The following is a 12,221-nucleotide window of genomic DNA, read 5'->3' on the forward strand; positions in this document are numbered from 1 at the left end:
GAGAGGACGACTTCTTCAAGACGTAACCCACATCGGCTCGCCGTCCCCTTCGAAACTTGGAGCGACAGTGTAGCCACAGGGTGGCCCCTTGCGTCACGCTCTCTCTTTCCAGTTCCGGCGCCGGGGCCAGGCGGCGCCGACCTCGCCACCGGATCTCGTGCCGCGCGGACCGGTTCCTGCACACCCTGTCGCCCCCCACCACGTCGTGACCGCCGGCGGACGCCGAGCCGCCTTTCCCCAGATTTCGAGGAGCCTCCGGTGATCGCTGCCCTGCTCGTCAATTTCCTCCGCCTGCTGCTGCTCCCGGTCAGCGCGCTCCGCTGGGCGTTTGCTGCACCCCGGGGCGGGTATGTCGTTCTCGAAATCGACGGCCGCGTGGTCGATCTGCAGCCGCCCAGGGTCCGCCTGGCGCTCTCGTGGCGTCCCAGGAAGAGGGCACCGCTCTCGGTGGAGCGCGTCCGCGAGCTCGGCAAGCACCTGATGAAGGATCCGCGCCCGGCGGGGCTGCTCCTCCGGATGCGGTCGGTGCACGCGGGGCCGGCGGTGGCGGCCTCGCTGCGGGACGCGCTCCTCGAGATCCGGGCGGGGGGCAAGGACGTCGTCGCCTACCTGCCGATGGGCGCCGACACCACGACGCTCCTGCTCGCCTCGGCCGCGCGGGCCATCGTCGTCGGGCCCGAGACGATGGTGTCGCCGCTCGGGTTCGCTGTGGAGGGCCGCTACGTGCGCCGCGCGCTGGAGCAGGTCGGCGTCGAGCCCGAGGTGTTCGCGAAGGGGATGTACAAGAACGCCGGCGAGGTGCTCGTGCGGGACACGATGAGCGCCGCGCAGCGCGAGCAGGTGGGCGCCCTGCTCGACGGGCGCCTCGGGGACCTGACCGCGGCGCTCGCCCAGGGGCGCCGCGTCGATCGCGAGACGGCCGCGCGGTGGATCGACGAGGCCCCCTTCGGCGCGGAGCAGGCCGTCGCGCGAGGCATCGTCGACGCTGTCGCGTACGAGGATGAGCTCGAGCACATGCTCGTGGCGGGGTCGCTCCCGTCCGCGACCGCGGCGCCGCGCCGCGCCGCGATCGGCGCGCAGGACGCGGACCGCGCGTTGGGCGGAGGAGGAGGAGGAGCTCCTGCTGCTGCGCGGCATTCGAAGAACCGCCTCGTGTCGGCGGACCGCTACCTGGGCGCGCGGCGCGCTCTCTCGCTGACGCCTGTGTGGCCTCGGCCCGTCCTCGGCGTCATCGAGGTGCACGGCGCGATCGTCAGCCGCGCCCACTTCCGGGGCGCCTCGCTGGCCAGCGAGGAGCGGCTCGTCGCGAGCCTGCGCGCGGCGCGGCAGAACCCGCGCGTCCAGGGGGTCATCCTTCACGTCGACTCGCCGGGCGGCTCCGCGCTCGCCTCCGACAGGATCCACCACGAGGTCACCCGCCTCGCGGAGGTGAAGCCCGTCGTCGCGTGCCTGTCGAACGTGGCGGCGAGCGGCGGCTACTACGTGGCGGCTGCCGCGCACGCGATCGTCGCGCAGCCGCAGACGATCACGGGGAGCATCGGCGTGGTGTCGGCGCGCTTCGCGCTCGGCCCGCTGCTCGAGCGCCTCGGCGTCTCGACCGACGTCGTGAAGCGCGGCGCGCGGGCGGACCTGTTCTCGCCGTCGCGCAAGCTCGACGCGGGGGAGCGGGCGGTGGTGGAGCGCGAGCTCGACGCGATCTACGCGGCGTTCCTCCGCGTCGTCGCCCGCGGCCGCCGCCGCCCGGTCGAGGAGATCGAGCCGCTCGCGCAGGGTCGCGTCTACAGCGGCGCCGAGGCGCAGGCGCGCGGCCTCGTCGACATGCTCGGCGGGTTCGAGCGGGCGCTCCACGAGCTGCGCCAGATGATCGGGCCCAAGGCGGCCGCCATCGAGCCGGCCATCGTGCGCGCGTCGAGGTACATCCCACCTCCGCCGCTGCTGCCCGCGCCGGTGCCCACGCTGCTCGAGCTCGTCGGGCTTCGCGGGATCGCCCGGGAGGTGGCGCTCGCCATCCACTGCGAGGGGGAGCGGGTGCTCGCGTACTGCGCGGAGGCCGACGACCTGGACTAGGCGGCGACGGCCGGCTCCATGGAAGCGCTGGTGGTTGGTTGGGCGCATTCCATGGAAGAGGCGGATTTTGTCGCGGGAGAAGCTGTGCGTAATCTGTGCGCCCGGTGGGTAGCACCTGTTCAGAACTGATCACGGATCGCTAGGAATCCCGTAGCGGACAGAGAGACCCTATATGTGGGCCCTGTTCGAAGGGAGATCCCAACCTGTAGCGGTTCTCCTTGACGCACGGACGGTTCGCGAGTTTGGATAGCAGGCGGTCAGGCGCTCCCGCATGTCGGCGCACGCCTTTCAGACATTGCACCTGAAACTATGCTCACTGGTCGGAAGACGGAACGTTTGAGCAGGTAGTAGGGGAGAAGCGACGAGACCTGTGGAGATCGAGGCGATGAGGCCTCGCAGTTCTCCAGGGAACTCTTTGTGCTTTCGGTAGGACCCGGGTCACCGCCAGGTGCGGTGGTTCACAGGAGGACTTGGAAATGGCCCAGTCGGCAGTTGTGGGTGACGGCGGTAAGCTCCCCGCCGGGAACGGCAAGATGACGGCACGGACGAAGGAAGATGGGGGTGGGCGTCCGGTGACCGGGGGGGCCACCAAGGCGCAGGTCGACGGCGCAGCCTCGAAGAAGGGCGCGAAGAAGGGGGCCTCGCGCCCCCGCGGGCTCGGGTTCGACCGGCGGTTCACGCACCGGGCCGCGGATCCGCTCGATGAGGTCACCTGGGAGCGCCGATCGAGCGTCATCACCAACCCCGACGGCTCGGTCGTCTTCAAGATGGAAGGCGCCGAGATCCCCGCCGGCTGGTCGCAACTAGCGACCGACATCGTCGTCTCCAAGTACTTCCGCAAGGCGGGGATCCACGGCAAGAAGGAGCTCGGCGAGACGAGCGTCCGCCAGGTCGTCCACCGGCTGGCGCGCACCATCCGCGAGGCGGGTGAGCACTTCGGTGGCTACTTCGCCTCGACGAAGGACGCGGACACCTTCGAGGCGGAGCTCGCCTACCTGCTCGTGCACCAGTACGGCGCGTTCAACTCGCCCGTCTGGTTCAACTGCGGGCTTTACCACCGGTACGGCATCGAGGGGTCGGGCGGCAACTTCGCCTGGAACGAGGCCTCGGCCGACGCGGGGAACGGGAGCGCCAACGGGAAGGCGTCGGCGCCTCGAGCGAACGCGGCGGGCGCGGCGGGCGCGCTCGACGACATCGTCGAGACCCGGAACGCCTACGAGCGGCCGCAGTGCTCCGCGTGCTTCATCCAGGCGGTCCAGGACGACCTGATGAGCATCTACGACCTCGTGAAGAGCGAGGCCCGGCTGTTCAAGTACGGGTCGGGGACGGGGACGAACTTCAGCGCGATCCGCGGGAAGCAGGAGAAGCTCTCGGGCGGCGGGACGAGCTCGGGGCTCATGAGCTTCCTCGAGGTGTTCGACCGCGCCGCCGGCGCGACGAAGAGCGGCGGCACGACGCGGCGCGCCGCGAAGATGGTCTGCCTCGACATGGACCACCCCGAGATCGTCGACTTCATCCAGTGGAAGGTCCGCGAGGAGAAGAAGGCGATGGCGCTCATCGGCGCGGGGTACCCCTCCGACTTCAACGGCGAGGCGTACCACACGGTGAGCGGGCAGAACTCGAACAACTCCGTGCGCGTGAGCGACGAGTTCATGCGCGCGGCGGCGACGGGCGCGGCGTGGGAGACGCGCTCCCGGACGACCGGCGAGGTCGTCGACACGCTGAGCGCCAAGGACCTCTGGCGCCAGATCGCCGAGGCGGCGTGGGGCTGCGCCGATCCGGGCGTGCAGTACGACACGACCATCAACCGCTGGCACACCTGCCCGAACACGGCGCGCATCAACGCCTCGAACCCGTGCTCGGAGTACATGTTCCTCGACGACTCGGCCTGCAACCTGGCGAGCCTGAACCTCACGAAGTTCCTCCGCGAGGACGGCTCGTTCGACATCGAGGGCTACCGCCACGCGGTGCGGGTGTTCTTCGTCGCGCAGGAGATCCTCGTCGACTTCTCGGCGTACCCGACCCGCACCATCGCGAAGAACTCGCACGACTACCGCCCGCTCGGGCTCGGCTACGCCAACCTCGGCACCCTGCTCATGCTGCAGGGCATCCCGTACGACTCCGATCAGGGGCGCTCGGTCGCGGGCGCGCTCACCGCGATCCTCTGCGGCCACGCCTACCGGGTCTCGGCGGAGATGGCGGCCGCGAAGGGGCCGTTCGCCGGCTTCGCCAGGAACCGCGAGCCGATGCTCCGGGTGATGGGCATGCACCGCGACGCCGCCTACGCGATCGACCGCGACCGCTGCCCGGAGTCGCTCTGGCGGGCGGCGTGCGCCGACTGGGACGAGGCGGTCCGGATCGGGCAGGAGCACGGCTACCGCAACGCCCAGGCGACGGTGCTCGCCCCGACCGGCACCATCGGCCTCCTGATGGACTGCGACACGACGGGCATCGAGCCCGACTTCTCGCTCGTGAAGTTCAAGAAGCTCGCGGGCGGCGGCTACTTCAAGATCGTGAACCAGTCCGTGCCCGAGGCGCTCCGGAGGCTCGGGTACCCCGAGGCCGAGGTGCAGGAGATCGTCGCCTACGTCTCCGGCACGAACACGCTCCTGGCGGCGCCGCACGTGAACCGGGCGTCGCTCAAGGCGCGGGGGCTCACGAGCGACGACCTCGCGAAGGTCGAGGCCGCGATCCCCGGCGTCTTCGATCTGGATCTCGCCTTCGGTCCCTGGATCCTCGGCGAGGAGGCCTATGACAGGCTCGGCGTCTCCAAGGAGTCGCGGGCGCGCTTCGGCTTCTCGCTGCTCCAGCACCTCGGCTTCTCGGCCGCGGAGATCGAGGAGGCGAACGAGACGATCATCGGCCGCATGACGGTGGAGGGGGCGCCGCACCTCCGCGAGGAGCACTACGCGGTGTTCGACTGCGCCAACCGCTGCGGCAAGAAGGGCCGGCGGTACCTCGCGCCGATGGCGCACGTCCGCATGATGGCGGCCGCGCAGCCGTTCCTGTCCGGCGCCATCTCGAAGACCGTGAACCTGCCGAACGACGCGACGGTCGAGGAGGTGCAGCGGATCTACGAGGAGGGGTGGCGCCTCGGGCTCAAGGCGGTCGCGCTCTACCGCGATGGCTGCAAGGCGTCGCAGCCGCTCTCGTCGACCTCGAGCGACAGCAAGGAGAGCAAGGGCAAGGCCGACAAGGCCGAGGTCCCCGCGCCCATCGTCCAGGCAGCGACAGCGCTGGCGCGCCCGCGCTCGCCCTCGGCGGCGGCGCCCGAGCGGTTCCGCCTGCCCAGGAAGCGCAAGGGCTTCACGCAGGAGGCGCGCGTCGGCGGGCACAAGATCTACGTCCGCACCGGCGAGTACGACGACGGGACGCTCGGCGAGATCTTCATCGACCTCCACAAGGAGGGCGCCGCGTTCCGCTCGATGATGAACTGCTTCGCGATGGCGGTGTCGATCGGGCTCCAGTACGGCGTGCCGCTCGAGACCTTCGTCGAGCAGTACACCTTCACCCGCTTCGAGCCGCAGGGCATCGTCGAGGGGCACGACTACGTGAAGATGTCGACGTCGATCGTCGACTACCTCTTCCGCGTGCTCGGGGTCGAGTACCTGAACCGCTACGATCTCGCCCACGTCCAGCCGGTCAGCTCGGCCATGGAGGACCCTGTCGAGTCGCGGGCGCAGGAGAGCGGCGCGGTGACGTTCTCGCCAACCACGCCGGCCGCGGCGGCGCTGGTCGAGGGCGGGGGACGGACGGCGAGCGCGCTCGACGCGCAGCTCGAGGACATGATGGGCGACGCGCCGGTCTGCGACGGCTGCGGGCACATCACCGTGCGGAACGGGGCCTGCTACAAGTGCCTCAACTGCGGCAACAGCATGGGATGCAGCTGAGCTGCGACGGGCGGGGGTGGGGGTGACGAGGGAGGGGCCGGCGGGGGGCCCTCCCACGAACTCGCGCCTTTTCGTGGCTGTTGCCTCGTGAACGGGGGGAGACGGGTCTGAGAGGCTCCGCTGCGATGCGGGCCGGCGCTCGGGTTCGTGGGGCCCTCCCCCGCCGGCCCCTCCCTCGTCACCCCCACCCCCGCCGACTCGGGGGAAACGGGGAGGGTGGGGGAGATCGCCGAGCGTTTGGGGTGGGGCGGGCGCGAGAGCGCGGCGGGTACGGCCGTACGGGCTTGTACTCGGGCAGCCGTATGGATGCGCTCGGAGAAGCTCTGTAGAAGACGGGCATGAACCGGTCGCGTTCGTCCATCGCCTTCGTCGTTGTCGTCTGCAGCATCCTGTCTAGCTCCTGCCGGAAAGAAGAAGCAGAGCCGGAGACGATCCCGGCGCCTACTCCGACTGTCGCGCCCGTGGCGGCCGATCCGGTGCCGACGGCGAACCCGACGGCGGCGGCGACGCAGGAGCCCGCGGCGGCCCAGGAGCCGGCGGCGGCGGCTTCCGCCGAGCCTGCGGCGACAGCGGATGCGGGGGCGGCGACGGCCGAGGGGGCGACGGGGGCGACGTCACGGGGGGGAGGCGCCTCCATCCAGGCATGCTGCACGGCGCTCCACGCGGTCGCCACCAAGTCGGGCAAGTCGCCGGAAGCCAAGTCGAAGGCGGCGACGGCATCCCATCTCTGCGCCGGGATCGAGAAGCTCGTGAAGAGCGGGAAGACCCCGCGCGCCAAGGCGCTCACCCAGATCCGAGCAAGCCTCGCCGGGAGCACGCCGCCCGCCGAGTGCAACTGAGCCGGGCGGCGCGGGCGACGTCTCGTCCCGGGTTGCGGCGCCCCACTCCGATCCGGCGATCTCGAACGCCGCAAACCTGCCCGGTCATGGAGGGCGCGCGGCCGGACCCTGTACCCTGCGCGGTTGCGCGGCGTTCGTCCGCGCCGCGACGGCGCCCGCCGTCGCGCGTCGACCCTCACGGGAAGGAGCTTTCATGCCCTCGAAGCTGGTCACCGATCGTCAGAAGAGCGCCAACTCCGTCGTCGCGTCCGGCGAGGCCCACGCCGGCCGGATCGCCGCGGAGCTCGAGGCGCTGCTCTCTCCGCACCTGCGCAAGGGAGAGAAGATGCCGGACGTCTCGCTCTTCACGCACATCGTCGCTCGCGCCCTCGCCGAGGCGCGCGATCGCATGGTGGCGGCCGACGAGGCGCACCAGGCGGAGCTCGCCGACGACGCAGCCCCGCGGGAGGCCCGCGACGAGGCCGCCGCCGCGCTGTATACCGAGCTGACCGAGCTCCGCGAGTGGCTCACCGGCCTGTACGGCGCCGCGGCGCTGACGCGCCTCGGCTTCACGGACGCGACGCCGCGCGACCCGGCGCAGCTGGAGCGCTTCGCCGGCGAGGTGGCGCGCGCGCTCGGCGCCAAGGACCTGCCGAAGCCGCGCCGCAAGGGGATCCGCTGGGACGCCGAGGAGACGGTGCTCCGGATCGAGGGCCTGCGCGGCGCGCTCCGCGGCCACCTCAAGGACGTGGCCCGCGAGGCGCGCGAGGCCGAGGCGACGCTGCTCGCCAAGACCGCCGCGATCGCGGCGTACGACGAGCGGTTCAGCCGCGCCGCGACGTTCCTCGTGGGGCTGTTCCGGCTCGCGGGTCACGCGGAGCTGGCCGCGCGGGTGCGCCCGTCCTCGCGGCGGCCCGGCCAGATCGAGGCCGACGCGCCGCCGGCAGAGCCGGGTGGCGAGGCCCCGGTGGCGCCCGAGGAGGCCGCGCCGCTCGGCGGGTGAGCGCCGTCGCCGTCGTCGCGGCGCCGGGCGCGAGCGCCGCGGACGCGGCCGGGAGAACGCCGGGCGCGATCGCGAGGTCGGCTGACACGGACCGCGCGCGTCACGCCGACCTCCGCATTGAGGACGGGGCACCTCCCGTGAGACGCTCGAGAGCGCCATGGCCAAGGTCACCGCCCTTCACATGGACACGATCACGGAGAAGTCGGGCCACCAGATGACCGGCATGGCCGTCAGCGTGTGCCTGACGCCCGCGGCGCCGAGTCCGCTGCCGATCCCGTATCCGACGATGGGCACCGTGGCCGAGGGGATCATCGATCCGTGCATGCGGACCAAGATCGAAGGGGCGAAGATCCTCACGGTCGGCGGCTGCATGAAGGCCTGTCACGGCAACGAGCCAGGCACGCTCAAAGAGGTTGTCAGCCTCAACACGGGAGGACCGTGCTTCCCCTGGCTGGGCGCGCCCAACGTCCTCATCGAGCTCGGCATGGCCGGCATCACGGGCAGCATGGGCCAGATGAACAAGAGCATCACTGTCGGCGCAGGCGCGAGTGCGAGCAACGCCGCGGGCGGGGGCGGCGGGGGCGGCGGGGGCGGCGGGGGCGGCGGCGCTCCGGGCGGCGGCGGCCCTCAGGGCCCAAGCAACGGCGGTGGGGGCGGCGGGGGCAGCGGTCAGGGCGCGGGGCCGCCGAGCCCACCCGCGCCGCCGTCTGCGGACGGCCAGGCGTCTGCGGGGCACCCGGTCGACGTCGTGACAGGGGCCATGTACACGAACCCGGTCGCGGACGTCGAGCTGCCGGGGCCCCTGGTCGTGACGTTGGAGCGAAGCTATTCGACCGCGGCGGTGCGGCACCGCTGCGGCATGGGGTGGGGGTGGTCGCACGATCTCGCCTGGAGCGCCCGGCGCCGCGGCGACGCGCTCGAGCTGACGTCGCCGGGCGGTCGCACCCAGGTGCTCTCCTGGCCCGCGCAGGATCAGGTCCTGCTCCTGCCGTTCGGTGTTCGCGTCGCCGCCGTCGGAGAGGATCTCCTCGTCGAAGACGATGACGGCCTCGTGCGGGTGCTGCGCCGCGCCGGCCCGGAGGAGCGCTTCGCGCTCGTCGAGCTCCGCGATGCGTTCGGCAACAAGGCCACCCTGGAATGGCGAGGCGATGAGCTCACGGGCATCGTCGACGCCGTCGGGCGGCGCGCCCGGCTCGAGCGCCAGGGACCCTTCGCCTGGTGGGAGGTGACCGCGACCGACGAGCATGGCACCCCGCACACCCGCCGCGCCGTGACCTACGAGCTCGACGGCGCGGGCGATCTCGTGCGGGTCATCGACGCGGGCGGCGCCGAGATCCGGTACGAGTACGACGAGGAGCACTACCTCATCCGGGAGGTCTTGCCCGACGGGCTTGCTTTCCGCTTCAGGTACGAGGCGATCGACGGCGTCAGGCGGTGCGTCGAGACGTGGGGCGAGATCGCCGGCCGCGACGTGCTCGCGGAGCTCGGCGGGCCCGGCCTCCCGGGCGCCCGGGGCATCCACCACGCCCGGCTCTCGTACGACACCGCCCTGCGCAGGACCGTGGTCATCGACGGGGAGGGCGCGACCCACACATACACGGGCAACGCGCTCGGCCTCGTGACCTCCTATGTCGATCCGCGCGGCCACGCGCGCACCTACACGTACGACACGGTCGGCAGGCTGCTCTCGATCCGCGACGGCGGCGGGCGGACTACCCGGCTGTCGTACAACGCCACGGGGCACCTCGCGAGCGTCACCGAGCCCGGCGGCGCGACCTGGCGAGACGCGGTCGACGAAGAGGCGCAGGCCATCGTCCGCACGCGGCCCGACGGGAAGAAGACCCGCACCACGTACCGGAGGGGCGTCCCGACCGGGAGCGTCGACTGGCGCGGCCGCGAGCACGCCCTCGAGTGGGACGCGCACGGCCTCGTGCGGGCGTCCACCGGGCCGGACGGCGCCGAGCTCACGTACGACTACGACGCGCACGGCAACCCGCTGCGGGTCGAGACGCCGGCCGGCGACGTCTACGAGTACGTCTTCGATCTGTTCGGGTGCCCCGTCGAGGCGCGCACCCCGAAGGGCGGCGTCTACCGATTCGCGTACGACTCGCGCTTCGCGCTGGTGCGCCTGGAGGAGCCGAACGGCAACGTCCAGGAGCTGGAGATCGACGCCAGCCGCCGCGTCACCGCGCGCTCCGACGCGAGCGGGATCACCAGGTACCGCTATGTCGCCGGCGCGCTCGTCGAGGTGGTGCGCCCGGACGGCAGGCGATTCCGGCTCGGCTACGACGCGCTCCTCCGGCTCCGCTGGATCGAGAACGCCGCGGGCGAGCGCCATGCGCGCGACTACGACGGCTGCGGCAACCTCTCCCGCGAGACCTCGTTCGGCGGCTCGATCACGGCGTACGAGTACGACGGATCGAACCACCTCGTCCGGACGACCCACGCCGACGGAACGTGGGTGCGCTACGAGCGCGACGGCGCCGGTCGCGTGACGAAGCTCGAGACCTCGGGCGGGCTCGTGGAGGAGCTCCATGGCGCCGAACTGGACGGGCGGAACGACGCCGTACGTGCATCAGGGCACCTGGGTCGAGGCGCGCCCCGGCCGGCAAGGGGGCCGCGGCCGGCGCCGGCGCTGATCAGCCCGGAGCAAGGAGCGAGACGAGCTCGTGCGTTTTATCAATCCCTATCCTTACGGCCGCCCTCCCCGGAACGAGGACCTCCAGCGCGCGCTCGCGGCGGCGTCCCGGGGCCACGTGGTCGACGGGGGCGATCGCGTCCTCGTCGAGCTCGACCGGACGGCGCTGCAGGTCCTCGGAGGGGCGCTCGAGATCGACGAGCACAAGCCTTCCTTCGACGAGCGCGGCCGCGCGCCGTACGGGCTGCCGCAACTCGGAATCGTGCTTGCGGCGGAGGGCGGGTCGGTAGGCCGGGTGGACCTGTACCCGGAGAACCGTTCGATCTATTGGCGGGGCCTCGACTGGAAGCAGTGGTGCGGCTGGGCCGAGCTGCGTGACGACCGCGCGCTGCTCGAGTGGCTCGCCGCGCACGGCGTACCGGAGCCGCTCGAGGACGTGACGCGCTGGAGCAGCGAGGAGGGCGAGCGCGCGCGGTGCGAATGGCGCAAGGCGATCCCGCCGAACCTCAAGGGCCCCTGGTGCGCTCCGATCGAGCGCCTCCTGGATCCCTGGCACACCCTGGAGGCGGCGGCGTGGATCGAGCAGGCCGGCGCGAACATGCGCAAGGCCCGAGGGCTCCTGGAATGGTACGGTGCCGGGTCGGGGCCGTTCGCGCGCCGGCCCGATTACGAGCTGCTCCCGCGGCGCCTGCTCGGTCGCTTCCTCGGCGAGGATCTCCAGCGCGCGCTCCAGTCCCGTCCGAGCGACCAGGCGCTCGCGGGCGCCGGGCGCCATCTCCTGGACCTCGGGCCGCTCTCCCCGGGCGCCCGCGCCCAGCTCGCGCCGCTCGACGGGAGGCTCCGCGAGGCGATCATCGACGCGGTGCGCCGGCTCGCGTCCAGCGAGGACGCGGATCTGCTCCGCGAGCGACTTTTCCCGGCGCCGTTCGCCCCGCCGGAGCCCACCACGCTGGTCGGCGGATCGAGCACGCTGCACCTGCGCCGCCCGGTGGCCGCTGGCGACGCGGCGGTATACGCGGTGGATTTCCAGGACATCGTGCGCCTCGAGAGCGGCGCGCGCACCGTCCTCGGCAAGCTCCTTGGCGACGCCGTCCTCGCGGTCCGGAATGGCCGGCTGCTCGTGGGCAAGGGCGGCGGCGTGCAGGAGCTCGACGCGCGGGGGAACGTCGTGGCCGTGCACCCCGCCGCGACCCCAGAGCAGGCGGCCGCGGCGCGTGCGATCACCGCAGCCTGGTCCGCGCCGGCCTCGGCGCCGCCCCTGGGCGAGCCGCTCGGCCCCACGCCCGAGGAGCGCGAGGCGTTCGAGGCGCTCGTGCACCTCGGGCTCGGCGCGCCGCCCTCGGCGCGGGTCGTGGGGCGCGATCACCTTGAGGCGGGCGGGCGCGCGATCGTCCGCTGCGGCGTGGCCGGCGCGCCGCCCCGGCGGATCCCGCTGCCCGGGCGCGCCGTGCTGCACGCCTTTTCGGCGTCGCACCTTACGCTCGCGCTCGACGTCGGCGACGCCTGCCGGATCGCGTGGGTAGACGAGGGGAGCGACGCGCTGCGCCTGTCGCCGCCGCTCCGGATCGCCCCGCACGCGCTGCGCTTCCTGCTCGCCATGGGCGACGCTGCGCTGCTCGGCGTCGACCTGGGCGCCGGCGAGGTCGTGCTGCGCATCGGCATCGAGCGCGCCGGCGGCGGACAGCCCGAGCGACCATGAGCGCTCACCTGCCGCAATTCACCCCTGGGCTGACGAGGAGTTGGTTCCGCGCTTCAGAAATCCTGCCAGGGATCTGCCTCGCGAGCCGAGAGCGATGAGGCCGAGG

Annotated in this window: 6 protein-coding genes; all 6 read left to right on the top strand. The window is 72.3% G+C overall.

What is annotated here, in order from left to right; all coding sequences use genetic code 11:
* Positions 1–258 precede the first annotated feature (258 nt).
* Positions 259–2,067: a signal peptide peptidase SppA gene (sppA, locus tag WMF19_RS02135; protein ID WP_437897554.1), complete on the top strand. Its 1,809-nt coding sequence runs from the start codon at positions 259–261 to the stop codon at positions 2,065–2,067.
* A gap of 476 nt (positions 2,068–2,543) precedes the next feature.
* Positions 2,544–5,957 (top strand): vitamin B12-dependent ribonucleotide reductase, encoded by a 3,414-nt coding sequence (locus WMF19_RS02140; protein ID WP_437897555.1) that lies wholly within the window; start codon positions 2,544–2,546, stop codon positions 5,955–5,957.
* A gap of 338 nt (positions 5,958–6,295) precedes the next feature.
* On the top strand, positions 6,296–6,796 hold the full coding sequence (locus WMF19_RS02145) for a hypothetical protein (RefSeq protein WP_437897556.1): 501 nt from the start codon (positions 6,296–6,298) through the stop codon (positions 6,794–6,796).
* 193 nt (positions 6,797–6,989) lie between these two features.
* A complete protein-coding gene (locus WMF19_RS02150) occupies positions 6,990–7,778 on the top strand; it encodes a hypothetical protein (RefSeq protein ID WP_437897557.1) in 789 nt (262 codons plus the stop codon).
* A 157-nt stretch (positions 7,779–7,935) separates the two neighbouring features.
* Positions 7,936–10,794 (top strand): PAAR-like domain-containing protein, encoded by a 2,859-nt coding sequence (locus tag WMF19_RS02155; RefSeq protein WP_437897558.1) that lies wholly within the window; start codon positions 7,936–7,938, stop codon positions 10,792–10,794.
* On the top strand, positions 10,712–12,115 hold the full coding sequence (locus tag WMF19_RS02160) for a hypothetical protein (protein ID WP_437897559.1): 1,404 nt from the start codon (positions 10,712–10,714) through the stop codon (positions 12,113–12,115). Before WMF19_RS02155 ends, WMF19_RS02160 begins: the two co-directional genes overlap by 83 nt.
* Positions 12,116–12,221 lie beyond the last annotated feature (106 nt).

It is taken from the genome of Sorangium sp. So ce124 (assembly GCF_051525235.1).
Lineage (GTDB): Bacteria > Myxococcota_A > Polyangia > Polyangiales > Polyangiaceae > Sorangium > Sorangium atrum.